The following is a 2,592-nucleotide window of genomic DNA, read 5'->3' on the forward strand; positions in this document are numbered from 1 at the left end:
GTGGCGGCCCCCGCCGCCACCGCACGGATCTCAGGCCGTGTCGCGTCGGCGCAGCTCGGCGCGTTGGACCTTGCCGGTGGCGGAGCGGGGCAGGCGCTCCTCGAAGGCGATCAGGCGCGGGTAGGCGAAGAGGGAGTGGTGCTCGCGGGCGAAGGCGCGGATCCGGTCGGCGAGCTCCTCGCTCGGCTCGTACCCGTCGGCCAGTTCGATCCATGCCTTGACGACCTGTCCGCGCAGCGGGTCGGGCAGGCCCACGACCCCGGCGTCGGCGACGGCCGGGTGCTCGCGCAGGGCCGCCTCGACCTCGTAGGGTCCGACCCGGTAGCCGGAGGTCTTGATGACGTCGTCGGTGCGGCCCAGGAACCAGAAGTAGCCGTCGGCGTCGCGGGTGGCCTGGTCCTTGGTGCGGTACCAGGTGCCGCCGAAGGTCTCGGCGGAGGCCTCGGGCCGGTTCCAGTAGCCCAGCGGGAACTGCGGGTTGCTGCGGGCGCGCAGGCAGATCTCGCCGGGTTCCCCGTCGGGGACCTCGCGGTCCTGTGCGTCCAGCAGGACGACGTCCCAGCCGGGCAGCGGGCGGCCCACCGAGCCGGGCTTGACCGGGATTCCGGGCATGTTCCCGAGCAGGGGGTAGGACTCGGTGGACCCGTAGTAGTCGAACGGGGTGACGCCGAACTGCTCCCGGAACCAGGTGATGAGGTCGGTGGTCAGCGGCTCGTTGGAGCAGCACACCACGCGCAGGGACTGGGGGTGGCGGCGTCCGGCGTCGGGCACCCCGGCGCGGAGCTTGCGCAGCAGGGTGGGGTTGACCAGGGCGGTGGTGACCCGGTTGCGCGCCATCGCGGCGAGCAGCCCCTCGGGATCGAAGCCCGCGCGGGGGCGGTGGACCAGGTGGGTGGCCCCGGCTCGCAGCGGGCCCATGAGCTTGGCCATGGACCAGGCCCAGTCGCCCGCCCCGTAGAACACGTCGCCGGGGCGCAGGTCGTGGCAGTAGCGGAACTCGTTGTGGCCCAGCAGGGTGCGGTGGGCGTGCACGATGCCCTTGGCCGCGCCGGTGGTCCCCGAGGTGTAGAAGATGAGCGCGGGGTCGTCGGCGGCGGTGTCGGCGGCCTCGTGGCGGGGCTCGCGGGCGGCCACGGCCGGGTCGTCCACGCTCACGACGCGGACGTCGGCGTCGAGCCCGTGGGAGGCGCGGGCGGCGCGGACGGCTCCCGCGGCGCGTTCCAGGGCGGCGTCCTCGGTGATCAGGACGGTGCTGCCGGAGTCGGCGAGCCGGTAGGCGATGGGGTCGTCGGCCCACAGCAGGGACATGGTGACCAGGACGGCACCGGTGCGCAGCACGCCCAGGTAGGTGGCGGGGGTGTCGGGGCGCTGGGGCAGCAGGACCGCGACGCGGTCGCCCTCGCGCACGCCCAGGGCGTGCAGGTGGGCGGCGACGCGGGCCGCCCGGTCGCGGACGCGGTCCCAGGTGACCTCGTCGCGGTGCCCGGTGTGGTCCTCGAAGACGAGGGCGACCCGGTCCCCGGGGTGGTGGTCGGCGACGTCGACGGCCATGTTGTACCGCTCGGGCACCTCCCAGCGCTGCTCGGAGCGCAGTCGGCGGTAGAGGCGCTCCCCCTCGGCGAGTGCGTCCGGGCCGGGGGTCTCGAAGGCGGCGGCCTCGGTTCCGGTGGTGGTCATCGGGTGGTTTCCCCTGTTCCTGCTGTGGTTTGGCGGTGGAGCGGCGGTTCAGCGGCGCTTGGCCAGGAACCGCTCCATCTCGCGCTGGGGCTCGCCGCTGGCGTAGGCCCGGGCGTGGACGTCCTTGGCGGCGGTGACGGCGTCGGTGAGGGCGGCGTCGTCGATCTCGCGCAGGCGGGCCTTGGTGAGCGCGACGGCGCCGGGGGGCAGGGAGGCCAGGGAGGCGGCGAGGTCGAGGGCCGCGGCGAGCACGTCCCCGCGTTCGGGGACGAGGCGGGTGAGCAGGCCCAGGCGGTGCGCCTCGGTGCCGTCGACCAGGTCGCCGGTGAGGGTGAACTCGATGGTGCGGGCCTTGCCGAGGATGTCCCACATGGCCCAGATGCCGGTGACGCTGGGGATGCCGGAGCGGACCTCGGGCTGGCCCATGCGGACGCCGGGGTGGCCCACGCGCAGGTCGGCCAGGAGCGCGAGCTGGAAGCCCGACCCGGCGGCGACGCCGTTGACGGCGGCCACGGTGGGCTTGTCGACGCCGCGCAGGGCCCGGTAGAGGACGTCGAACTCGTCGATCCAGGCCTCGGCGGCGGCGTGGTCCCCGGGGTCGATGGCCCGGGTCTCGGCGAGGTCCTGACCGGCGCAGAAGGCGTCTCCGGTGCCGGTGAGGACGACGGCGCGGCAGTCGGGGTCGGCTCCGGCCTCGGTGAGGAGCTCGACGATGCGGGCCCGCATGGCGGAGGTCCAGGCGTTGAGCTTGGCGGGGCGGTTGAGGGTGATGACGGTCGTGTGGCCCTCGGTGAGGGGTTCGCGGTGCGCCAGGACGAGTTCGTCGGACACGTGGAGTCCTTTCACATGTTCACAAGCAAGGGTGGTCGACGTACACCGTCGTGTTCGCCGGGGTGCCGGGGACGAGGGGGCCGC

The 2,592-nt window shown here is 74.2% G+C and carries 2 protein-coding genes; both read right to left on the reverse strand.

Going from position 1 to position 2,592, the window contains the following annotated elements:
- Nucleotides 1–30: 30 nt before the first annotated feature.
- Entirely contained in the window at nucleotides 31–1,677 is a 1,647-nt protein-coding gene (locus tag DQW06_RS06335; RefSeq protein WP_013152291.1) for an acyl-CoA synthetase, read from the reverse strand.
- Nucleotides 1,678–1,725: 48 nt separating this feature from the next.
- Nucleotides 1,726–2,508, reverse strand: a complete 783-nt coding sequence (locus DQW06_RS06340; RefSeq protein ID WP_013152290.1) for an enoyl-CoA hydratase/isomerase family protein — start codon at nucleotides 2,506–2,508, stop codon at nucleotides 1,726–1,728.
- Nucleotides 2,509–2,592 lie beyond the last annotated feature (84 nt).

Source organism: Nocardiopsis sp. TNDT3, from assembly GCF_003427465.1.
Taxonomy (GTDB): Bacteria; Actinomycetota; Actinomycetes; order Streptosporangiales; family Streptosporangiaceae; genus Nocardiopsis; species Nocardiopsis dassonvillei.